The sequence below is a fragment of the Listeria sp. ILCC792 genome (genome assembly GCF_900186135.1).
Taxonomy (GTDB): Bacteria; Bacillota; Bacilli; order Lactobacillales; family Listeriaceae; genus Listeria; species Listeria goaensis.
In genome coordinates this window covers 318,235-340,591 of record NZ_FYBO01000001.1, presented here as the reverse complement: position 1 = coordinate 340,591, position 22,357 = coordinate 318,235, and the positions used below count along the sequence as shown (strand labels likewise).

The window sequence follows — 22,357 nt, the reverse complement described above, 5'->3', positions numbered from 1 at the left end:
ACTCCAGGATGTAATTCATTCCTTATTTGTACCAGTTTACAGCAACCACTGGTTCTCTTGTAACAGGGATAAGAAACTACTTCGTCCGTTCATTGTCATTTACATATTCAAATTATAGTTTTAGTTATACCATTATTAAAATCGTTCGTCAAGATTTGTTTTACTTTGTCGTACCGCGAAGTTTTTCGCTATGCGGTAAAACAACTGTTTTTTCTTCGACATCTTCATTTGTCATGAGCTTCGTTAAAAGACGCATGGCTACGGCACCAATATCATAAAGCGGTTGAACAATTGTCGATAATTGTGGGCGCGCCATAAGTGTTAGTTTCGTATTATTGCTTGTCATCACTTCTAGCTCATCAGGAACGCTGACACCAGCATCTAGTGCGGCATTTAAGACGCCGATAGCCAGTTCATCATCGGTCACGATAGCCGCATTTGGTCTCGATTTTAATCCAGAAAGTTTTTCCCAAGCTTTTACCCCAGCATCGTAGTTATAATCCGCTTCGATAACATAGGTTTCGTCGTACTTAATTTTAGCTTCTTTAAGCGCATCTTTATACCCTTCTAGCTTAAACTCGCGGTTAACTGGCTCATCTAAAGAACCCGTGATAAACGCGATTTGTTTGTGCCCGTTTGCTATAAAGCGCGCGACAGCCGATTTTGTAGCTTCCCGGTAATCAATATTGACAGAAGCAAGTTTCTGTTCCATATCGACAGCTCCAGCGAGTACTACAGGTGCTGGCGAGCGATCAAACTCCTCTTGCAATTGCGCCGTGATTTTTTCACCCATATAGATAATGCCATCCACTTGCTTTCCTAATAAAGTATTCAAAACTTGCAGTTCTTTATCTTCGTTTTCGTCCGAGCTACTTAGGATAATATTGTATTTATACATCGTCGCAATATCTTCAATCCCTCGTGCAAGCTCCGCATAAAAAACGTTGGAAATATCAGGAATAATAACGCCAACTGTTGTTGTTCGTTTGCTAGCAAGCCCTCGTGCGACAGCATTTGGACGATAGCCTAACTGATTAATGACATCTAAAACTTTTTTTCTTGTTACGGGTTTAACATTTGGATTTCCGTTCACGACACGTGATACCGTTGCCATTGACACATTCGCTTCACGTGCAACATCATAAATGGTCACATTCATCTCAATTCACACTCCAAAAAAATATTTAAAGAAGCAAGTTGCTTCCAATGTAAACGTAAACATGCTTACCTTCACTTTATCATACAGCAAACATTTGTGTTATGCAATTGTTTTCATCTCTGTTTTTCATTTATTTTCATATTAAAATAGCATGGATACACCATGAATATACATATTCCGATATGAAAAGGCTTACTTTTGAATGGAAAATAGTAGCTCTCCGCATGCAGAAAGCTACTCCTTTTTTATTTTACTCGATGAGCCATTAATTTTGATGCTAAAATTTCTTCCCAGAAAGCATCAAACTCTGGAATGTTCATTTGCTGTGCAGAATCAGAAAGCGCAACAGCAGGATCTGGATGAACTTCCGCCATCACACCGTCCGCTTCAATCGCAAGCGCCGCCTTCGCACATGGCAAGAGTAAATCTTTACGGCCAGTGGAATGCGTCACATCAACCATAACAGGCAAATGCGTTTCTTTCTTTAAAATCGGAACAGCAGAAATGTCTAACGTATTCCGAGTTGCCTTCTCATACGTTCTAATTCCGCGCTCGCATAAAATAATTTGACCATTTCCTTGGGACATAATATATTCTGCCGCCCCAATGAATTCCTCAATTGTAGCCGACAAACCACGTTTTAAAAGAATAGGTTTATTCACACGACCAGCTTCTTTTAATAGTTCGAAGTTTTGCATGTTGCGTGCGCCAATTTGAATAACATCCACATAATCAAGTGCCGTTTCAATATCAGCAGGCGTCACAATTTCGCTAATCACGCCTAAACCATACTCATCTGAAATGCGCTTTAAAATTTGCAAGCCTTCAAGACCAAGACCTTGGAAGTCATACGGACTTGTGCGCGGTTTAAACGCTCCGCCACGAATTAATTTGAGGCCTTTATCGCGAATAGAAGCTGCCACTGCTGCCACTTGGTCGTAGGATTCAACCGAACATGGTCCAAAAACAAAAACCGGTTCCCCGTTTCCAATTGGAAGGCCATTGACATTGACAATGGTATCTTCTTTTTTATTTTTACGAGAAACAAGAAGCGCTTTGGAATGGTCCTCTTCTTGTAATTCGAGTCCAGCTTTAAAGATTTCTTTAAACAAATGTTCAATTGTTGAATCCTCAAATGGTCCATTATTGCTTTCAACAATTTGATTTAACATTTCTCTTTCGCGGAGTGGATCAAATCGTAGCGAACCTTGCACTCCTTTAATTTTACCAATTTCTTGCACTAAATTTGCGCGCTTGTTAATCACATTTAGCAATTCAAGGTTGAGCTCGTCCACTTGATTGCGAAGCGCATCTAAGTCTTTGTTCACCATCAGTATTCCACCCTTCTGTTACCTTATATAAAGATTACCATTCATTATAGAGGATAACTCGTTCTTTGTCATCATTCTTTTACGCTTAATCGCTTTTAAGTGATAAAGAGTTATACCAGTTATATTATCATTCCTCACATGATTTGGCAACCTTTTCGACAAAAAAACATTGCACCAAATTAGTGCAATGTTTTTAAGCTTTATTTTTTAATTATTTTTTCGGCTTCCTCTTTGCCTGACTCGATTGTTTTTTTAGCATCGGATTTAGCTTTATCAGCAGCTTTTTGTACGCCTTTAGAAGCGCTTTCCACTTCTTCTTTCACGTTTTCAGCAGCTTCAGACGCAGCCTCAATATCTTCTTCTTTATTTTTTAAAACGACATCTTTTACTGATTTACCTTGTTTAGCAACTGTATCTGCTAATTGCTGTGACTTGTCTCTTACCACTTCTACAAAACCACCTGCGGAATCTTTTAATTGGCTTGTTTTGTCTTTAGCAACACCGCCAATTTCAATACCTTTTTCGTAGGCAACATCTTTCCATTCGTTACCTTTTTCTTTAAGTACATCCACATGTTCATTTAAATCACTACGCAATTCTTTTCCTGACTTAGGCGCTAAAAGCAAAGCCGTTACTGAACCGACAATCCCGCCGATTAAACCACCAATTAGAAAATCTTTTACATTTAAACCATCTTTATCTGCCATTTTTTTCCCCTCCATCAAGATATTGTTTCGTTCGTAGCTTCTTTTGCGGCTTCCTTAGCTCTTTTGCTTGCTTTCATTTTGTCTTTAAAAGCAAGGATTGAGTTGCTGATCGAAACTGCTTGAGCAATTTTTTTATCGTTTGCAGAAACTTTGTTCGTCGCTAATGTTGCAAGTTCACGAACAGATTGACTTAAGCCAAGTAGAGAAGTTCCAACATCACCAATAGCATCAAAAACTGGGTCGACTTTCGCAACTTTTCCGTTCACATCTTCAAGTAAATCATTTGTTTTGTCGAGTATTTTTTGCGCTTCCCCCGAAATTCCTTGTAGCTCTGTCGCCATCTTGTCTACTGTTTTTGCTACTTCATCAAGTGTTTGTGATGTTGATTTCAACGTCTTGCTTAAGTAAATTGCAATAACAAATAAGCCGATTGCCGCGATGAGTGCTGCAATATATAGAATGACAATCATGTACTCACACCTCCATATTCTACTTCTTTACCCTATCGTTAATTATGTAAAACTAAAACGATTTCACGTGTTACACATCTATTTTAGCAATTTCAAACGAAAAAATAAAATAAAATGAATTTTTATGCGTTCCCATTCCTTCTTTTTTCATGTAAAATAAGAGAGAAAACTTTTAGGGAGGCATTTAAATGAAAGATCCACGTATCCAAAAATTAGCCTATAATCTCATCAACTATTCCATCAAACTTCAAAAAGGCGAAAAAGTATTAATTGAAAACTTTGGTTTGCAAACAGAACTTGTTCAAGCTTTGGTGAAGGAAGCCTATGACGCTGGCGGTTGCCCATTTGTTTCTATCAAAGAACCTAAAATCGACCGCGCCCTTTTACTCGGAGCAAATAAAGAGCAGTACGAACTTATGGCTTCTTTTGAAGGGGCTGTGATGAAAGAAATGGACGCTTACATCGGTCTTCGTTCCGGCGACAACATTAACGAATTATCTGACGTTCCTGCTGAAAAAATGAAAATTTCTGGTGGTACGCTTGGAAAAATGCACACGGATATTCGTGTAAAACAAACGAGGTGGGTTGTTTTACGTTATCCAACTTCTTCAATGGCGCAACTGTCCGGTATGAGTACGGAAGGTTTTGAGGACTTTTATTTTGATGTCTGTACACTCGACTACGCGAAAATGAGTGCTGCCATGGATAGTTTAGTTGCTTTAATGAATAAAACTGATAAGGTGCATCTCGTGGGCCCTGGGACTGATTTGCGTTTTTCGATTAAGGATATTCCTGCTGTTAAATGTGCAGGCGAACTAAATATTCCTGATGGCGAAGTCTATACGGCACCGGTTCGCGACTCTGTACAAGGAACATTAAGCTACAACGCGCCAAGTCCCTACCAAGGCTTTGTTTTTGAAAATGTGTCGTTTACATTTGAAAACGGTCAAATTATTGAAGCTACAGCTAATGATACCGAACGCATCAATGAAATTTTAAACACAGATGACGGAGCCCGTTTCATCGGCGAATTCGCAATTGGTGTGAATCCATTCATTCATGAACCGATGGGCGACATTTTATTTGATGAAAAAATCGAAGGTAGTTTCCATTTCACGCCGGGACAATGCTATGACGAGGCGTATAACGGCAACACTTCTGCAATTCACTGGGATTTAGTTAACATTCAGCGCAAGGAATACGGCGGCGGGGAAATTTATTTTGACGATGTTTTAATTCGTAAAGATGGTTTGTTCGTGTTACCTGAATTAGAAATTTTAAATCCCGCAAATTTAGTTTAAAAGATACAGATAATTAGATAGCGGAAAAACAAAGAAGCATAAATCCAGTAATAATGCCATCGGGCTTTACTGAGTTTATGCTTCTTTTCATTTATGTCACGGACTCTTTTTACCACTCTATTTCGCACAGTCCACCGGTTTGCAAAGTTGTAAGTACTCGTAAAATTTCATCGACTTCGCGTGATACGGTGTTCACATGAATCGTTTCGTATTGAATTTTTCCAGTTGGGTCGATAATAAAAAGTCCGCGCAAGGCTTCTTCATTTTCTTCGTCAAAAACACCATAATTCAGCGCTACAGTGCGCGATACATCTTCAAGTAAAGGATAGGTGAGTTGACCAATTCCGCCTTTTGAAATGGGCGTTTGTATCCACTCTAAGTGCGTTTGAACACTATCTGTTGAGATGCCGACAATTTCCGTGTTCAGTTTTTGGAATTCCTTTACTCTAGCCGAAATCGCGTTGATTTCTGCCGGACAAATGAACGTAAAATCTTTCGGATAAAAAAACAGCACGAGCCATTTATCAGATGTTAAAAAATCTGCTAGACTTCGCTTTTTGATGGTCGAATCCGGCATTACTGCCAGTTCACAGAAATCTGGCGCCTTATTGCCTACTAAACGAATAGCCACGTCAAAATTCCCTCCTAGTTGCTTTTTAGTGTCATATTTAGAAAAGAGCTGATACAAAAGTACCAGCTTAATCGTTCAAATTAAAATGCAGCTTTTTCTCCTAATGCTTGTGTTTTCGATTGGTTATCTAGTACTTTTTCATAAGCGGCTTGGAATTTTTGAACATCTCCAGCCCCCATAAATAAAATGACAGCATTATCGTAAGCAAGAAGTGCATCAGTATGCTCTTCTTTAATAACATGATTTCCTTTTGTTTTTTTGGCCAAATCATAGATGGTTAAATTCCCAGTTTTTTCCCGGGCTGAACCAAAAATATCGCACAGATAAACTTCATCTGCTAAATTCAAACTATCAGCAAAACCTTGTAAAAATGCTTTTGTGCGTGTAAAAGTATGTGGTTGAAAAACCGCAACTACTTGTTTATCAGGGTATTTTTGTCGCGCCGCATTCACTGTTGCACGAATTTCAGATGGGTGATGTGCATAATCATCCACTAAAATTTGATTCGCTTTTTCCGTAATGCTAAAACGTCTTTTTACACCTTCGAATGTAAGTAACTCTTTTTTCACTTCTTCCATGCTTAACTGGTCATAATGAGCAAGCGAAATAACGCTAAGAGCATTTAAAACATTATGATCCCCGTAAGTTGGAATTTCGAAGTTCCCTAAAAGTTTGTCTTCATGGTAAACATCGAATAAAGTGCCTGTTGTTTTTTTAACAACATTTTTTGCGATGTATTCATTTTCACTGCCAAAGCCAAAATAAACAACTGGAATAGTTAACACGTCTTCTAAGCGACGAAGTTGAACGTCATCACCTAAAGCAAAGACAGCTTTTTTTACCTGCTTACCAAAAGATTCAAACGCGTTAAAAACATCATCGACACTTTTAAAGTAATCAGGATGATCCCAGTCAATATTTGTCATGATCGCATATGTAGGCTTATATGCAAGGAAATGACGTTGATATTCACATGCTTCTATAGCAAAATATTCCGCGTTTTTATCCCCTTTACCAGTACCGTCACCAATTAAATAAGACGTTGGTTTGATGGCTTCTAATACATGCGAAAGTAAACCCGTTGTTGATGTTTTGCCATGAGAACCTGTCACCGCCACACTAGTATAACCATCTAACAATTGGCCTAAGAATTTATGGTAACGAATAACTGGCAAATCCATTTCTAATGCTTTTGAAATTTCCTCATGCGTATCTGGAAAAGCATTACCAGCCACAATAGTTAAACCTTCTTTGATGTTTTCTGCACCAAATGGGAAAATTGGAATAGATTTATCTTCTAATACTTTTTGTGTAAAGAAATACTTCTCAACATCGCTGCCCTGCACTTTGTATCCTTTATCATGTAAAATTTGAGCTAACGCACTCATTCCCGCGCCTTTAATCCCAACAAAATGATAAGTTGTCATTGTTTCGAACCCCCGTATTTTCAACTTGAAGAGGGTGTCTAAAAAGATATATATCCTGTAATTTTAGACATCATCTTATTTCCTGTTCATAATAGTGTTTAATGTAAAATAGTTTATGCACTCGTTCACTCGTTATATTATAGCATTTATCGCCTGTTTAGAACAACGATTCTTCTAAATCACGGAAAAAGGCTTAGATAATCAAGTAAGAAAACGTTTTAATTTATTCATTATCTGCGCTTTCATATGAATTTAGCCCTAGTTTGCCGTATCTTTATTCCGCAACTTTTCAAGCTGCTCATGTGTGATAATTACATCTCGTGGCTTAGAACCATTCGTAGCTGAAACAATATTATAGTTTTCTAATGTTTCCATCAGTCTCGCCGCGCGATTATAGCCAATTCTAAAATGACGTTGTAGAAGCGAAGTTGAAGCGGCTTTTTGATTCATCACAAAATCGCAAGCTTCATCAAAAAGTTCATCTTCCTCCTCACGTAGCGTTTCTTTCGCAAGGAGCTCTTCTTCCACAAATAAATAGCTTGGCTCTCCTTGGTTACGTACATGACTAACAACTGCATCAATTTCTTCATCACTTACAAACGTTCCTTGCAGTCTGACTGGTTTACTTACGCCACTTGGTAAAAAGAGCATATCCCCTTTTCCAAGCAACTTCTCAGCACCAGTGGCGTCAAGAATCGTTCGTGAATCAATCGAACTCGATACGGAAAAGGAAACACGTGTTGGAATATTTGCTTTAATAAGTCCCGTAATAACGTCAACAGACGGACGTTGTGTCGCCACAATCATATGAATACCACAAGCTCTAGCTTTTTGAGCAATGCGACTAATTGACTCTTCCACATCATTTGGAGCGACCATCATTAAGTCGGCTAATTCGTCAATTACGATTAAAATATACGGGAGTTTTTCCCCAGAGTGCCCTTCTGCTTCTGATAATTGATTATAACGCTCCATATTGCGAACCCCTGTATGCGAGAATAGCTGGTAGCGTCTTTCCATCTCTTCAACAGCCCATTTTAACGCTGCTGTGGCTGCTTTTGCATCAGTAATAACCGGACTCACGAGGTGTGGAATACGATTATACGGTGCTAGCTCGACCATTTTCGGATCAATTAAAAGTAGTTTTAGTTGATCTGGTCGCGCTTTATAAAGCAAGCTAACTAAGAGCGAGTTAATACACACACTTTTCCCTGAACCCGTTGCCCCTGCAATAAGTCCATGTGGCATTTTTTGCAAATCCGTCACGATAGGCGCTCCTGAAATATCGAGCCCAAGCGCGGCGGTTAGCGGAGAATGGTTCTCTTGGAAAATCGATGTATTCATAATTTCAGAAATCATCACTGGTCGGCTAGAAGGATTGGGAATTTCAATACCGATTGTGCTTTTCCCTGGAATCGGTGCTTCAATTCGAATATCTTTTGCCGCCAAGCTCAATTTAATATCATCAGTTAAATTCGTAATTTTGCTTACTTTAACACCTTTTTCAGGTTGTACTTCAAAACGCGTCACTGATGGACCTTGCGTTCGGTTCACAACATGCGCTTCCACATTAAAGTTTTTTAGCGTTTCATTCAAAAGCTCTTCCTGATAATCAAGCCAGCCCTCATCCTTGTTCGATGAAACTGGAGGACTTAATAGGCGCAGCGAAGGAAGATAGTAAGAGGACGGTTGCTCCCCCTCTTCTCGCACTTTTTTCTCAGGAACGGTCACAACTTGCTCCGTTTGCGCCAAATAGGAATCCGCTTCCTCTTTTGACTCGTCTTTCTGATCATTATTTACCATCATGACATTAAACGGAATATGCGATTTCGTTGCTGTTTTTTTCTGCGAAAACGTTTTTTCTGTTTTTTTCACTTGAGGTTCTTTCACTTCTTCGCTTTTTTGGAAAACTGGTTCTTCCGTGACTACAGCTGTATTTAAATCCTCAATAACTTCCGGTTTTTCCTCCACAAACTGCTCCACTTCTTCAGTAATTAACGAAATGCGTTCTTGTGTTGGCTTTTCAGATGTTTGGTCATCTAAATCAAATTCAAAATGGCTTGGTCGTTTATGGAAAGCAAAAACTGGCGACGGAACATCTGTCGGCGTGAATTTTTCTTTCGCTACAACTTTAGTTTCTACAGTAGTGTGCGTTTGTGCCACTTTATCGATTGTATTATTTCTCGTTTGCACAACTGGTACCCTTTCTGCCTGCGCTTTGTCAGGTATAACTGGAAAGCGAAAATTACCTTTTGGGTATTCATATACCATTTTCGTTGCGACTGTCCGTTTTTTTTGCCCTATATTTACTGGACGTTCTGCGGTCCTTTTCATATTCACTTTTGGTTGTTCTCGTTTTATTTTGGTTTCTACGACTGCCGTCTGCTGTTTCGGCACTTCTTCTTTTGAATCTTCAAAATCCCCAAAGAAAAAATCTTTTAACCATCCCATATCTATCACACCTAATTTTGATTTTCTTTTTTGATTCTAACAGAGAAAAATAATTAAAGCTATACATGACCATCGTAATTTCGTCATTAATATTTCAGAACCTACTTTAACCGTTGCTGTATAAAGCTTCAAAGGGGTCATAATATAATCTTATATCCCAATTCTTAGGTAAAAAAAGAACATTTTGAAGCAGTATTGTACACACTTTTATTTACAAAAAAAACTAGCTAGACGATGCTAGCTAGTTTGATTGGATTAAAAAGAAACTGGAAAAGCTGCGCCGACTTCATTGTCGGCCTCTAAAACTAAAATACCTTTTTCTTGTGGCGCATCTGGAATCGCTAATTCTCGCGCAGCGCATAACATCCCGAAAGAATCGACACCACGTAAGTTAGATGGTTTGATGACCAGTCCGCTTGGCATCACTGCACCAATTTTTGCAACAACTACTTTTTGGCCTGCATCAACATTTGGTGCGCCGCAAACAATTTGTAATTGCTCGTTTTTAACACTCACTTGGCAAATGCGAAGTTTATCGGCATTTGGATGTTTTTCGATACTTTCAACGTAACCCACGACAAATTTTGGTGATAAATCGATATCTAAATTGTCAGCAAAGCCGGCGTTTTTAATCACCTCTTGCATTTTTGCGACAAATTCTTCCGTCAATTTGACTTTTCCATTTGCTTGTAGTGCGAAATAATTGGAAGCGTTGAAAATGTTAAAGCCGCTTAAATCGCCTGTTTCAGTGTCAAAAATTCGTACTACATCGCCTTTTTTCTCAAAAGAACGTGTGTATCGATTAATGTCTTTGATGGCAACAATTAGGGTGTCGCCGATCCCTTTTTCATTGTAAAATACGTTTGCTATCAAGTTCCCCTACTCCTTTGGTCTATTTTTCGCCATAATAAATATCGGTTCCAGTTTACCATTATTATACACAAATGGCAAAGAGGTAACTGGAACAATTCCTTCTGAAAAAAATTGCATCGTCATGTGTGCCAACACATCATAGCCAGTATTGTTTTTGATGTCGGCTAAAATCAGTACATCTTGATGTGGTATCGCAAGGACCATTTCACCCGTGAACTTGGCACGCATCTCCGCTAAAAAGGCGTCATTGCAAACGCGACTGGCGTCATAACCATCATTCGTTCTTAAAAAATAAAAGTCATTGCCGGAAACTGTATCCTTCTTCAGTGGCGTATCTAGTTTTCTTACATTTTGCATGGCGCTGTTACGCAAATCATTTGGTGAAATGTTCGCCGCTTCTAAATCATTTTCCGTTAAAAATTTGTAGGCTTTTCCTGTATCAAAAACATAAAAAATGTTTGTTTCGGCTGTATGTTTCTCGCAAAATAATTTTTCTCCCGCTTTTGTTTTTTGCGGAAAAGAGCCAGCACGAATGACAGGCAAAATTTTGTCGCTATTTCCACTTAAATTGACTTTTTGACGGCTCGCCTGAAAGCCTTCATTGACGTAATACACGACTTTTTGAAAGGAGGCCTCCCCTTCTTCTTCAAATCGTGCAATGATTTGCGGAACGGATAGCGTTATCGTATGCTCATTTTCTAAAACTTTTAAACGTTCTTTTTCCCTATCGAAAGAAAACGTTCTTCCATCTTTTCGTAACATGTCTTCTAATTTTGCTTTCATGGCAAGTGTCGTGATTTTCAAAGAGCTTCCTCCTTTTAAAGCGCAGCTAAAAAGTCATTGATTTCTTCTTTTGTTTTACGATCTTTGCTGACAAAGCGGCCAATTTCTTCCCCGTCTTCAAATGCTAAAAAACTTGGAATGCCGAAAATCGCTAGTTCTGCGCATAAATCGATAAATTCATCACGGTCAACATGATAAAAAGCAAAGTCTTCATTTTCTGCTTCGATTTCTGGCATGACAGGCTCGATAAAACGGCAATCGCCACACCAATCCGCACTAAACATAAAAACGGTTTTTCCTTGTTCTTTTACTTGTTGAAACTGCTCAACAGATTCTAAATTTTTCATTTTAAAACGCTCCTTTAAGTTCTTCCTTGTTAAATCGTACCTAAAGTTGTGCCATTCGTCCAGAAATCCGCTTTCTGTAAAACATTTGAAGCGTTTTCTTTTTTTCGTTATGATAAATGAGAAAGGAGTGTTATAAAAATGAACTATAACATTTATTTAGCTGGCGAAATCCATTCTGATTGGCGAAACGAATTGCGTCATGCAATTAGCAACATACAAGGCGTTTCATTCACATTCACTGGTCCAGAAGAAAACCATGAAAAATCAGATTCTATCGGCGAAGTTATCCTAGGCGAGCAACCAAACGCGCTATATCGCGACATCCAAGCTTCCAAAATCAACAATCTCCGAACACAGCTTTTTTTAAATAAAGCCGATCTTGTGGTGGCCTATTTTGGGGAAGAATTTAAGCAGTGGAATACGGCATCGGACGCCTCGTTCGCTGTTGCGAGCGGAAAACCGCTCATCTTAATTCGCCCGGAAAAATTGCATCACCCGTTAAAAGAATTGTCAGAACGCGCGAACGTGACTGTTGCAACCATTGAAGCTGCGGCAAAAGTGCTTCATTATACATTTGGCTAGTCGCAAAAAAGCACGAAAATCAGCGATTTGATTTTCGTGCTTTTTTGCGTTCTGCGATATAAAATTGCAAGCCTTCATAAATGAGTATCATCACCCCTGCTACAAAAGCGGTGAGCGCCCAGCCTTGCTCGAAGTTTCCAATCTTTAGCGCACTTAAAATGAAACAGATGACGCCACTCATGAGAAGAGCCACACCGATTAAAACCGTCGCTTTTTTCAAAAACCTAAGCATTTTCACGTATGGTGTTGTATGTTGTTTGGTCGAGACTTCGAATGATGGTTGTAATCATTTCTTTGGCAGCAGCGTAGTCATCGACGTGCAAAATAGAATTGCTGGAATGAATATATCTTGATGGGATACCGATAACCGCGCTTGGAATGCCGCTTAACGAAGTATGTACTTTCCCAGCGTCTGTGCCGCCTGGTGATGTGAAATATTGATACGGAATTTGATTGCTTTCGGCTGTATCGAGTAAAAATTCGCGCATGCCTCGGTGCATAATCATCGTTCGATCAAAAATCCGCATTAAGAAGCCTTTACCAAGTTGACCAAACTGTGTTTTGTCTCCTGTTGTGTCGTTTGCAGGGCTAGCATCTAAAGCGAAGAACAAGTCTGGTTGAATCATATTAGCACTTACGCCAGCGCCTCTAAGTCCGACTTCTTCTTGGACGTTAGCTCCTGAAAACAATGTATTAGGGAGTGCTTCGCCTTTAAGCTCTTTTAAAAGTTCAATTGCGAGCCCGACACCATAACGGTTGTCCCAAGCTTTTGCTAAAATTTTCTTCGGATTTGCGAGCGGTGTAAATTCAGATACTGGCACGACAAATTGCCCCGGTTTAAGTCCGAGTTCTTTTGCTTCTTCATTGGAGTCGGCGCCAATATCAATCAGGAGGTTTTTTGGATCCGTTGGTTTATTTCGTTCTGCATCGGACATTAAATGTGGCGGTACAGACGCGATGACGCCAATGACTGGGCCGCTCTCTGTCATAACCTGAACGCGCTGCGCTTGCATGACTTGCGGATTCCAACCACCAATTGTTTGAAAGCGGAGCATACCGGCTTTTGTAATCTGTGTCACCATAAAGCCTACTTCATCCATATGTCCAGCAACTAAAATGCGCGGGCCAGCTGCGTCGCCGTGTCGCACACCAAAAATGCCGCCTAACCCGTCTTGAATGACCTCGTCTGAAACTGGTTCAATTTCTTTTCGTACAAAATCCCGCACTCGAAATTCATCACCGGATGTTCCTTGTAACTCGGTCAATGTTTTAAACAATTTTAATGTTTCTTCTTTCACTGTTAACCACCCTTTCGCTCTAACTCTTTTAGTATAGCAAGATTACGTGTGTTTTGAAAGCGTCATTAAAAATACTTTCCATTTTCCGAAAGTGTAGTATAATGAGTACGTGAGTAAATTTCGCACATAGAGGGAAATTATTGAGGGAGGAAAAACATGGACTGGAAAGCTTTTATTGCAGGTGCTGCTTTTGGCGCTGCTGCTGGTCATTTACTGAACCATTACTGTCTTTCGGATAAATCGATATCTGGTGATGTTATTTTAGAAAATGTCAAAGATGCTTTTAAAAAGGAAGGACCTATTGAAGGCTCTTGGATTCAACTAAAAAAACAGCATTATAAAAAATATGCGATTGATACTTTCGTATATCACGGCGGAATTACGGCAATTCGCGAAGGCGAAAAGAAACAGTTTGAATTTATTGCAGATGCAAAAACGGGTACGATTATTGACGTATACCTTACATAAGAGAGCATGCCCCTTTTACATGAAGGGGCATTTTTATGCAATTTTACAATACCCCCTATAAGTATTCAGATAGATATACCCCTGCCCCCTATGTTAATTTTGAGCGCAAAAAAAAGAAGCTTATCAGCCCCTTTTCTTTTCCATTTTATTCGTTATCTCGCCAGCGCGATTGAGTTGAATCGCTTCATAAAATGCATCATGGTAAAATAAAAACCATGTTTGCTCATCCATCCATTTGGCGAACAATTTTTCTTTCGCAAAAATGCTGTCCATTGGATAGTCATCATAGGCAGTCACCCATAGTGGATTTAAATGCGCGTGTGTTGGGAAAATGTCGCCTAAATGAACGGCGTGCATCCCGTCAGAAGAAATTTCAACGATACCGTGTCCCGCACTGTGCCCCCCCGTATGGTGCATCGTTACGCCAGGAAGAACCTCCATTTTTTCCGAATAAGTATGTATTTGGGCTTCAATTTTTTGCCAATTTTCCGGCCAGTACGTCGCTTTTGAGCGAATATTTGGGGCGCGCATCTCGTCCCATTCCGTTTCAGAAGCAATAATTTTTGCATTCGGAAAAACCGATGTGAGTGTTCCGTCCTCAGCAGTTCCCGTCAACCCTGTCACATGATCGAAGTGCAAGTGCGTCATGAGCACAAAGTCAATTTCTTCAGGCGTCACACCTAAACGAGCTAAATCCTGAACGATAAAAGATTCTTCTTCTACGGAAAAATTCCTTTTTTGTTTTTCTGTAAGTCGATTTACCCCCAGTCCTGCATCAATTAGGACATGTTTGCCTGCGACTTTTAAGTACATTGGATCGGCATATGCCGCAATTTGGTTGGCTTCATTGACCGGATATTTTTTCTTCCAAAGCGCTTTTGGTACAACGCCAAACATCGCCCCACCATCAAACGCCAATTTTCCGCCTCTTAACCAATGAATTTCAATTTTGCCAATTTTCATAAGAGCACCCCTTGTTTACATAATATTATTATAGAAAAGAAGTCGCGCTGAGCAACTTCTTGTTTCGTTTATTTAAATGATGCTTCTAAACGGTAAATTGGAAAGCCTTTTTGTGAAAATTTCTCTTCGTATTCCGTCATCACATTGTCGCTGATTTCGTCGGCATGCAAATCGAGTGACACATAGCTTAGTTGCAAGCCATAGTCAGAAAATGCAACGAGCGAATATTCAAACAATCCACGATTATCCGTTTTAAAATGGATTTCACCATCAGTTGGCAAAAGCGCTTTATAAATATCTAAAAAGGTCGGATTCGTCAAGCGCCGCTTCGTATGCCGTTTTTTTGGCCATGGATCAGAAAAATTCAAATAAATTCGCGCCACTTCGCCCGGTTCAAAATATTCAAGTAGTGCTGCACCGTCAACAGACAATAGACGTGCGTTTGAAACGCCCGCATTTAATACTTTATCAAGCGCAACAACAAGTACGCTTTCAACGACTTCAATGCCGATATAATTGATTTCCGGATTTTGTTTAGCCATGCCGCTTACAAATTGGCCTTTTCCTGAGCCGATTTCAATGTGAATGGGATTTTGATTGCCAAAAAGCTCTTGCCACTTCCCTTTAAAGTCAGCCGGATTTGCGACGCAAACTTCAGGATGGCTTAGCAATTTATCTTTCGCCCATGGTTTATGCTTTACACGCATGAATTGGTTACACCTCATTATCTTCTAAGATTACTTTTAAAAGCTCGCTCGCTTTTGAACGTTCTTGCTCGGCTAGATTAGCCGCATAAATACGTGTTAATGCCTGACATAAACCGTACCATTTTAACTTGTGGTGCAGTTTTTCCGAGTATGCTTCTCCGTATGCACTTAGCCACTCGCCCCACTTATTTCGTGAGATATATTGATAAAGGAGCATCGCTAAATCGCTTGCGTGATCGGCAAGCATCGCGGAATCCCAATCAACTAAATAGAGCTCGTCTTTTAAGGAAATCATCCAGTTGCTATGGTTCATATCCCCGTGACAAACGACCAGCTCATCTGAATTTATTTGCTCAGCATGATCTAAAAGGTATGTATAGGCCACATTTTCTGCTTCGTTAAACTGTTCCTTAAAGCTGTTTAAATTCGCGAGCATTTTTTCAGAAGATAAAGAACTGTTCTCGATTTTCCGCAACATTTTTTTTAGTGGCTTCGAGCGATGAATTTTACTTAAAAGTTGTGCCACGCGTTTATCCATCATTTCATCTGCGTCTAAAATATGAGCTTCGACCCATTTTTGCGCTGTAATAACATCTCCATTTTCAACACGTCTTGTCCATACAAGTTTAGGAACAATGTTCTCAGCAGAGAGCGCAGCTAAAAAAGGCGAAGAATTCCTCTTTAAAAAGAATTTTTCGTCTTCCTTTCTCGCAACAAAAGCTTGACCGGTTTCTCCGCCGGCAGAACTTATTTCATATTCAGCCCCAAAAAAATAATCCTTCATCTTGAAACACACCTTTTTAGTAAATGATTCATTACTTCGCAAATAAATCATGTCTAAAATTGATTGTACTTCTCCAACGGAAGTAAGTCAAGTCAACATATGTTCGGGCTTTCATTTTTTTGAAGTGAAAAATCCGCCTACTGGTTTTTTAGGCGGATTTCAAATTAATTTTTATGGACAACTGGATTTAGTCCAGAAGGATTTCTACGAATGAATAACGTTAGAACGCACGCAATAACGCTTGAGAGTGCGGCAATCAAAAAGGCTGTATCAATCCCGTGAATCAGAACGTGATTCGCAAGCTGTTCTTTCGTCTTTCCAACGACATCAGTTGCGCTGAGTGAATTTGCGAAGCTGCTAGCACTTTTAGACATTACAGTGATGAGCGCTGCTGTTCCAATTGACCCGGCAACTTGTCGCATTGTATTAAACATTGCAGAGCCGTGTGACGCCATCTCAAGCGGAAGAGAGTTGAGCGCCGCTGTTTGAAGTGGCATCATGACCATGGCCATTCCACCCGCACGAATCGTTTGGACTATAACAATATAAGTAAGTGTTGTCGATTCACCAATGTTCGAAAACATAAACGTCGCTCCAGTCATAATAATAAGACCTACTAACGACAAATATTTCGCACCAAATCGGTCAAACATCATCCCCGTAACTGGCGATAAAACAGCCGTTATAAGCGCTCCTGGAAGCAGAACTAAACCAGAATCTAGCGGTGAAAAGCCGCGCACATTTTGCAAGAATATTGGCAGTAACAGCATGCCTCCAAAAAGACCCATAAAAACAAAGAAACTAATAATCGTGGTTAAAGCAAAGGTTGGATTTTTAAAAACCTTAAAGTTAAGAAGTGGCGTTTTGGCTCTCCCTTGGTACCAAATGAATAGCGAAAGAACAACAAGCCCAATCGCGATAAAACCAACGACTTTAAACGTAAGCCAGTCATGGTCTCCAGCATTACTAAATCCGAGTAATAAGCTCCCGAAACCAACTGTTGACATGACGACGCCAAGAACATCCAATTTAGGAAATGAACGTTTCCCAACATTTCGCAGTAAGAAAATGGCTACGATAATATCGACAATCGCAAATGGAATGATGATGAAAAATAAATCGCGCCAAGCATATTCTTGGACAATCCACCCTGAAAGCGTCGGACCAATTGCGGGTGCAAAGTTCATGGCAAGGCCAATAAGTCCCATCGCACGGCCACGTCGTTCAATTGGAAATAGATTTAAAACAACCACCGTTAAAAGTGGCATAACAATTCCGGCACCAACCGCTTGAACCATACGCCCAGCAATAAGCATCGTATAATTTTGCGCAAATCCCCCAATTGCGGTCCCAATTGCAAAGGTAATCATCGCAAATAAATAAAGCTGTCTAGTTGTAAATCGCTCTATCAAAAATGCGGTCATTGGAATCATGACACCATTTACAAGCATGAAACCTGTAGATAGCCACTGTCCTTGACTCGCTGTAATGTTAAAATCTTTCATAATACTCGGTAAAGCTACATTCATTAGTGTCTGATTTAAAATTGTTACAAAAGCACCCATCAGCATAACTATTAAAATACCGTTTCTTTTTACCGAGGTCGTCTTCGCCTGTACATTCATTCTTGCATCCCTCTTTCTAAAATTTGAATCATTTGCTGATGTGTTGCAAGCATTTCCGTAAGTTTGCGCTCACCAATTTCAAGTATTGGTTCAAGTCGTTTAAAGAAAACATCATATGTAGTGGACGCCTTCTCTTCGCCAAGTTCTGTCAAGGCTAAATTTAACGTCCGGCGGTTTAGCTCCACCCGATTTCGTGTTAAAAATCCAGCTTTAACAAGACGATCAACGATTCCTGATGTCGTACTTTTACTTAATTTCATTCGGTCTGCTAACTCACCAAGCGTAAGATGAGGCTCACGTTTTAATGAACTTAGAGCAAGTAATTGTGTTGTTGTGATACCACGTTTGTCTGCCTCTTCAGCTAGATATTGATGCGTTTTTCGAGACACTTCACGAAAAGACAAAATAACTTCTCTTACTAACTTCTCATCCACAAAATCTTACCCCCTTTTACAATTGTTTGCATAGGAATAATTCGCATGCGAACAATTAGCAAAATGAATTATACGCCTTTATTCTAATCAGGTCAAGGCGGTTTTTTCGTCTCTCCCTAAGAGAAAGCGTTATCAATCCTTATATACGAGCGCTTAGGCCATATATGTAATTTTTTACATATAAAAAACAGGGAGTGTTCCTCCCTGTCATAATTAAATATTTTCTTTCACAAAAGCGCCGCAAGCTGCGACAATTTCTTCTTCAAATAATTGATGTAATTGTGCTGTAAGCGGTCCACGTTCTCCGTTTCCAATGACTGTTTCATCAATTTTTGTGATGGGGGTTACTTCAAGCGTTGTACTCGAAATGAAAACTTCGTCGGCATTCAATAATTCTTGTACTGTAAAATCGCGTTCTTCATAAGGGATTGCCCCTTTTTCTGCGGCTTTTAAAATCACTTGTCTTGTAATCCCGTTTAAAATTAAATTATCCGCGGCATGCGTAATTAATGTACCATCTTTAATAATTGAAACATTGGAAGCTGAACATTCTGTGACTAAATCACCACGATGGAGAATAGCTTCTAGCGCCCCTTTTTGATGGGCTTTATTTTTGGCTAAAATATTGCCAAGTAAGCTAATGCTCTTAATATCACAGCGTAACCAGCGTACATCTTCTTCCGTTATTGCCGTTCCGCCAGTGACAAATTGTGCTTCATTTCGTGGCACTTCTCGGGCTGCTGCCGTCAAAATTCCTTCAAGGGGAAACTCGTCGGGAATAATATGGTTTCTCGGTTGCTGTATGCCTCGTGTTACTTGTAAGTATACATTTCCTGTCGAAATTTGATTTGCTTTTGCAAGCTCTAAAAGAGAATTATAGAGCTTTTCTTTAGGGAAAGGAATGACTAAATCAATTTTTGACGCACTCGCATATAAGCGATCAATATGTTCTTCGGCGGTGAAAAATTTCCCGTTATACATACGTACCACTTCATAAACACCGTCACCAAATTGATACCCGCGGTCCTCAATATCAACGTAGGCATCTTCTCGGTCTACGATTTTATCTCCAACTAATACTTTCAAGTAACTCACTCCTTTATTAAAGTAAAAGCTGCCACGAAACTAACGCAGCAGCTAGAATTTTTTCAATTATACTCCTTATTTTGCTAATTTGTAAAGAGCTTCAGCGTAAATAGCTGTCGCTTTTAATAAATCATCAAAATAGCTAAACTCATCTTTTTGGTGCATTGTGTCTTCACGTCCTGGGAAGAGAGCTCCAAATGCGACACCTGTTTCTAAATGGCGCGCGTAAGTCCCACCACCAATAGCAAGAAGAGTTGCTTCTTCGCCTGTTTGGTTCGTGTATACTTCTTGCAGCGTTTGAATAAGCGGGTGGTCTTGTGGTACGAACAATGGTTTGGAATCATCATAGTGCGTATAGCGACCGTTATATTCAAATACAACTGTTTCCATCTTCGTTTTAAGACGGTCCATGTTTGCTGTTACTGGATAGCGGAAGTTAAGACCATAACGTCCACCTTCCTCTAAGCTGTAGCGAATGATGCCGACGTTCATCGTCAAGTCGCCACTTTCTTTATCTTCATAGTTGATACCAAGTTTAACTGCGCGCGAATCATTGTATAAATAATCGCGACCGAACGTGACAAAATCATTTGCCGTTCCAGTCAACTCGAATTTACCTAAAAAGGCAACTAGGTGGAGTCCTGCATTGACGCCGTTATTCGGTTCCATCGCATGCGCAGATTTACCTACAACGGAAAGTGTAACGGACTTCGCACTCACGTCAAATTCCCCTGTTACATCATGGCTTGAAAGGAAATTATGAAATTCTTGTTTTAACAAATCAACGTCTTTTACTTCTTCTAAAACAGCACTCGCATGATCTGGCACCATATTATAACGCGCACCTGATTCAAAGCTTACCAATTGGAAAGCTTGATAACTGTCTGATTTGCTGTCTTTAAACGAAACGTCAAGTTCAGAAATCCCTTTTTCAGCATGAATGATTGGGAACTCAGCATCTGGAACGAACGCGACAGTCGGCTGTTCTTCTGTTTCAAAATAACGCTCAACACAGCTCATACCACTTTCTTCATCTGAACCCACAATAATGCGAATTCTTTTTGAAATCGGTAAATCTAACTCTTTTAAGATTTTTAGTGCATAATAACCGGCAATTGTTGGTCCTTTATCGTCGGCTACGCCGCGCGCATAAAGTTTGCCATCTTTCAGTACTGGTTCAAAAGGTCCATTTGTCCAGCCATCTCCAACTGGTACGACGTCAACATGTCCAAGAACACCAACAAGTTCATCGCCTGCTCCGTACTCAATATGTCCAGCAACATTGCCTACTTCTTTTGTTGTAAAACCATCTTTTTCACCTAAAGCAATCATATAATCTAGTGCTTGTTTTACATCTGGTCCAAAAGGAGCTTCAGTGGTTGCTTTTGCGTCATCACGTACACTTGGAATCCGGAGTAGCCCTTCTAAATCCTTTAAGAAAGCGTCTTTTCTACTTTCTACTTCTTTTTGCCAATTGATTTCCGTCATTTTCTTCATTCCTTCCAAAATAAACTCTGCACTACCATTGTAAACCCTTTTTCCTACATAAGAAAGTAGAAACCTAGGTTTTCATAAAATAATTACATGATCCCTTTTATCGCATCAAAATCCCAACGATTCATTCGCGAACTAAAGACAACATCTAAATCTTCTATACCCGCTTTTGAAAGCGGCAACCATTTGTAAGCTTTATGTTCATCCGACAAGTTAATTTCGCCGTCATTTGGCATTGACACTAAGTAAATCACGCCTGTAATTTGGTAATCTGTATGAAAAAATTCCCACGTATCATACAAAATAAATGGTTGCACTTGTAAAGCTGTTTCTTCATAAACCTCACGAAAAAGACATTCAGCATGCGTTTCACCGTAGTTCATTCTCCCTCCTGGTAAATCGTATACCTCTTCTTCTTGCTCCGATCGTTTTAAAGCTAAAAAATGCCCGTCCTGTACGATAACGGCTTTTACGGCTGGAAATACAGGTTTCATTTTACAAACACCCCTATCCTTCGATAAAATTAAAATAAATTATCCGCCACCTATTTTATCTTCTTTGGCGAATAAAATCCAATTTTTATAAAAGGATGTGGCATTTATGAAAAAAATAACGCCAAAAGCGATTTGCAGCTTTATTCCAAAACGTGAAGATGAAGGATATAAAAATCAATACGGCAAAGTTCTCATAGTTGCTGGCAACGAAATGTACGGCGGAGCAGCCATTCTAGCAGCAGAGGGAAGCGTGTATAGCGGCGCTGGATTAACAACACTCGCCTCGCACCGCGTCAATCGTTCTAGTTTACATAGCCGCTTACCAGAATGCATGTTTTTAGATTACGCAAAATTAGTTGAATTAAAACGCTTGTTGCCAACTTTTGATACCATTCTAATTGGTCCGGGACTTGGTCTTGATGATGAAGCGTATACGCTAATGGAATTTATATTACAACATGCTGAAAATCACCAAAACATCATTATTGATGGTGACGGGATTACACTTTATGCGAAAGGCAATTTACCTAAAACAAATTGCGCGCTTTATTTCACTCCACATGCTGGTGAATGGGAGCGCTTAAAAAAACTGGCACCCCAAGAAGAAGCGACACCAGATGAAGTTCGCCATTCACTTGACGCCACGATTGTTTTAAAAGGGCATCGAACGAAAGTGCTGACTGCGGAGGAAAATTGGCAAAATATATACGGTTCGCCTGCCATGGCGACTGGTGGAATGGGCGATACGCTAAGTGGTATCATTGCCGGTTTGATGAAACAAACGACCATACCGCTACACGGTGTTTTAGCTGGCGTTTTCTTCCATAGTTATATTGGCGATATTTTAGCGAAAAAAAACTTCGTTGTGCTTCCGACGCAAATTTCACGAGAGCTACCAACTTATTTGAAGATTTTTAGCGAAATGCAAGATGAATAAGAAAA

24 protein-coding genes are annotated in these 22,357 nt (G+C 39.8%); 4 read left to right on the top strand and 20 right to left on the bottom strand.

Annotation, left to right across the window (positions count from 1 at the left end; genetic code table 11):
- Positions 1–160 precede the first annotated feature (160 nt).
- The 4 genes from ccpA to CFS60_RS01635 form a co-directional block, all read right to left on the bottom strand.
- Positions 161–1,159, bottom strand: a complete 999-nt coding sequence (gene ccpA, locus CFS60_RS01650) for a catabolite control protein A (RefSeq protein WP_088808853.1) — start codon at positions 1,157–1,159, stop codon at positions 161–163.
- 245 nt (positions 1,160–1,404) lie between these two features.
- A complete protein-coding gene (locus CFS60_RS01645) occupies positions 1,405–2,490 on the bottom strand; it encodes a bifunctional 3-deoxy-7-phosphoheptulonate synthase/chorismate mutase (RefSeq protein ID WP_088808852.1) in 1,086 nt (361 codons plus the stop codon).
- Positions 2,491–2,690: 200 nt separating this feature from the next.
- Complete coding sequence (locus CFS60_RS01640; protein WP_088808851.1) at positions 2,691–3,197, bottom strand: YtxH domain-containing protein; 507 nt, start codon at positions 3,195–3,197, stop codon at positions 2,691–2,693.
- A 14-nt stretch (positions 3,198–3,211) separates the two neighbouring features.
- The gene (locus tag CFS60_RS01635) at positions 3,212–3,667 is read right to left on the bottom strand and encodes a DUF948 domain-containing protein (protein WP_088838742.1); all 456 of its coding nucleotides are present in this window, start codon (positions 3,665–3,667) and stop codon (positions 3,212–3,214) included.
- 188 nt (positions 3,668–3,855) lie between these two features.
- Between CFS60_RS01635 and CFS60_RS01630 the strand changes: the two genes are divergently transcribed.
- The gene (locus CFS60_RS01630; RefSeq protein WP_088808849.1) at positions 3,856–4,968 is read left to right on the top strand and encodes an aminopeptidase; all 1,113 of its coding nucleotides are present in this window, start codon (positions 3,856–3,858) and stop codon (positions 4,966–4,968) included.
- Positions 4,969–5,077: 109 nt separating this feature from the next.
- On the opposite strand, the gene CFS60_RS01625 is transcribed toward CFS60_RS01630, so the two are convergent.
- The 6 genes from CFS60_RS01625 to CFS60_RS01600 form a co-directional block, all read right to left on the bottom strand.
- Positions 5,078–5,599, bottom strand: a complete 522-nt coding sequence (locus CFS60_RS01625) for a peroxiredoxin (protein WP_088808848.1) — start codon at positions 5,597–5,599, stop codon at positions 5,078–5,080.
- An 80-nt stretch (positions 5,600–5,679) separates the two neighbouring features.
- The gene (murC, locus tag CFS60_RS01620) at positions 5,680–7,026 is read right to left on the bottom strand and encodes a UDP-N-acetylmuramate--L-alanine ligase (protein ID WP_088808847.1); all 1,347 of its coding nucleotides are present in this window, start codon (positions 7,024–7,026) and stop codon (positions 5,680–5,682) included.
- A 258-nt stretch (positions 7,027–7,284) separates the two neighbouring features.
- Positions 7,285–9,477, bottom strand: a complete 2,193-nt coding sequence (locus CFS60_RS01615; protein WP_088838741.1) for a DNA translocase FtsK — start codon at positions 9,475–9,477, stop codon at positions 7,285–7,287.
- 255 nt (positions 9,478–9,732) lie between these two features.
- On the bottom strand, positions 9,733–10,350 hold the full coding sequence (gene ytpR / locus CFS60_RS01610) for a YtpR family tRNA-binding protein (RefSeq protein ID WP_088808845.1): 618 nt from the start codon (positions 10,348–10,350) through the stop codon (positions 9,733–9,735).
- Between the two features lie 6 nt (positions 10,351–10,356).
- Complete coding sequence (locus CFS60_RS01605; RefSeq protein WP_088838793.1) at positions 10,357–11,133, bottom strand: DUF1444 domain-containing protein; 777 nt, start codon at positions 11,131–11,133, stop codon at positions 10,357–10,359.
- 35 nt (positions 11,134–11,168) lie between these two features.
- A complete protein-coding gene (locus tag CFS60_RS01600; protein ID WP_088808844.1) occupies positions 11,169–11,543 on the bottom strand; it encodes a thioredoxin family protein in 375 nt (124 codons plus the stop codon).
- A 75-nt stretch (positions 11,544–11,618) separates the two neighbouring features.
- On the opposite strand from CFS60_RS01600, the gene CFS60_RS01595 reads away from it, so the two are divergent.
- Entirely contained in the window at positions 11,619–12,062 is a 444-nt protein-coding gene (locus CFS60_RS01595; protein WP_088808843.1) for a YtoQ family protein, read from the top strand.
- Between the two features lie 19 nt (positions 12,063–12,081).
- On the opposite strand, the gene CFS60_RS01590 is transcribed toward CFS60_RS01595, so the two are convergent.
- Both CFS60_RS01590 and CFS60_RS01585 read right to left on the bottom strand, forming a co-directional pair.
- On the bottom strand, positions 12,082–12,282 hold the full coding sequence (locus tag CFS60_RS01590) for a hypothetical protein (RefSeq protein ID WP_240310277.1): 201 nt from the start codon (positions 12,280–12,282) through the stop codon (positions 12,082–12,084).
- A gap of 4 nt (positions 12,283–12,286) precedes the next feature.
- A complete protein-coding gene (locus tag CFS60_RS01585; RefSeq protein WP_088838740.1) occupies positions 12,287–13,360 on the bottom strand; it encodes a M42 family metallopeptidase in 1,074 nt (357 codons plus the stop codon).
- A 156-nt stretch (positions 13,361–13,516) separates the two neighbouring features.
- Between CFS60_RS01585 and CFS60_RS01580 the strand changes: the two genes are divergently transcribed.
- Positions 13,517–13,828 (top strand): PepSY domain-containing protein, encoded by a 312-nt coding sequence (locus CFS60_RS01580; RefSeq protein ID WP_088808840.1) that lies wholly within the window; start codon positions 13,517–13,519, stop codon positions 13,826–13,828.
- Positions 13,829–13,951: 123 nt separating this feature from the next.
- On the opposite strand, the gene CFS60_RS01575 is transcribed toward CFS60_RS01580, so the two are convergent.
- The 8 genes from CFS60_RS01575 to CFS60_RS01540 all read right to left on the bottom strand — a co-directional run bounded on the left by CFS60_RS01575 (position 13,952) and on the right by CFS60_RS01540 (position 21,415).
- Positions 13,952–14,791, bottom strand: a complete 840-nt coding sequence (locus CFS60_RS01575; protein WP_088808839.1) for an MBL fold metallo-hydrolase — start codon at positions 14,789–14,791, stop codon at positions 13,952–13,954.
- Positions 14,792–14,859: 68 nt separating this feature from the next.
- Positions 14,860–15,498, bottom strand: a complete 639-nt coding sequence (gene trmB / locus CFS60_RS01570; RefSeq protein ID WP_088808838.1) for a tRNA (guanosine(46)-N7)-methyltransferase TrmB — start codon at positions 15,496–15,498, stop codon at positions 14,860–14,862.
- A 7-nt stretch (positions 15,499–15,505) separates the two neighbouring features.
- On the bottom strand, positions 15,506–16,282 hold the full coding sequence (locus CFS60_RS01565) for a phosphotransferase family protein (protein WP_088808837.1): 777 nt from the start codon (positions 16,280–16,282) through the stop codon (positions 15,506–15,508).
- 164 nt (positions 16,283–16,446) lie between these two features.
- Complete coding sequence (gene mdrM, locus CFS60_RS01560; RefSeq protein WP_088838739.1) at positions 16,447–17,907, bottom strand: multidrug efflux MFS transporter MdrM; 1,461 nt, start codon at positions 17,905–17,907, stop codon at positions 16,447–16,449.
- Positions 17,904–18,341, bottom strand: coding sequence for a MarR family winged helix-turn-helix transcriptional regulator (locus CFS60_RS01555; protein ID WP_088838738.1), 438 nt, complete (start codon positions 18,339–18,341; stop codon positions 17,904–17,906). Before CFS60_RS01555 ends, mdrM begins: the two co-directional genes overlap by 4 nt.
- A gap of 213 nt (positions 18,342–18,554) precedes the next feature.
- Positions 18,555–19,427 carry a D-amino-acid transaminase gene (dat, locus tag CFS60_RS01550; RefSeq protein WP_088808834.1) on the bottom strand — a complete coding sequence of 291 codons (873 nt, stop codon included), beginning with the start codon at positions 19,425–19,427 and terminating at the stop codon, positions 18,555–18,557.
- A 75-nt stretch (positions 19,428–19,502) separates the two neighbouring features.
- Positions 19,503–20,915, bottom strand: coding sequence for a dipeptidase PepV (gene pepV, locus CFS60_RS01545; protein WP_088815222.1), 1,413 nt, complete (start codon positions 20,913–20,915; stop codon positions 19,503–19,505).
- Positions 20,916–21,007: 92 nt separating this feature from the next.
- Positions 21,008–21,415 carry an NUDIX domain-containing protein gene (locus CFS60_RS01540; protein ID WP_088808832.1) on the bottom strand — a complete coding sequence of 136 codons (408 nt, stop codon included), beginning with the start codon at positions 21,413–21,415 and terminating at the stop codon, positions 21,008–21,010.
- 106 nt (positions 21,416–21,521) lie between these two features.
- Between CFS60_RS01540 and CFS60_RS01535 the strand changes: the two genes are divergently transcribed.
- Positions 21,522–22,352 carry an NAD(P)H-hydrate dehydratase gene (locus tag CFS60_RS01535; RefSeq protein ID WP_088815221.1) on the top strand — a complete coding sequence of 277 codons (831 nt, stop codon included), beginning with the start codon at positions 21,522–21,524 and terminating at the stop codon, positions 22,350–22,352.
- Positions 22,353–22,357 lie beyond the last annotated feature (5 nt).